Below are 427 nucleotides of genomic sequence, written 5' to 3'. Positions count from 1 at the left end.
GTTTCGATCAGCCTCTACAAACAGCGCGGCGCGGGACCCGGGCCGGCGTGAGGAACGGGGACGGGCCGGTGCGGGACGAAGAGCGCGGCACACGGGAGCTGCAGTCCGGGGGCGCGGACTCTCCGGACGTTTCCCGACGCATGGCGGACGGCATCGACGGCATCCCCGAGCAGGCCCGGCCGCACCCGGAGGACGACTCCGTGGAGCCCGGCCCACTGGCCGACGGACGGGATGACGAGGGTGCCGTGCACGGCGCGCCTCTGGGCGGTCGGATCGGGGTCTCCCCAGTCCGAGCAGGGGCGAGGGCTCGGGAGAGGGCAACGGGCGGGACGATGAGCGAGCACGAGCGAAACGCCGAGGGCGAGGCGATGGGCGCGCACACCGCACACACCGCGCAGGCCACACACACCGCGCAAGGCACACGGCA

General features: G+C 73.8%; 1 pseudogene. It reads left to right on the top strand.

Going from position 1 to position 427, the window contains the following annotated elements:
- Positions 1-68: 68 nt before the first annotated feature.
- Positions 69-427 (top strand): annotated as a pseudogene (locus ACLZOT_RS50070) (RNA polymerase subunit sigma-70); the annotation flags it as partial.

The sequence above is a fragment of the Streptomyces sp. 4F14 genome, from assembly GCF_048159485.1.
Taxonomy (GTDB): Bacteria; Actinomycetota; Actinomycetes; order Streptomycetales; family Streptomycetaceae; genus Streptomyces.
The sequence above is the reverse complement of the archived record's forward strand: the minus strand, read 5'-3'. Positions and strand labels throughout refer to the sequence as shown.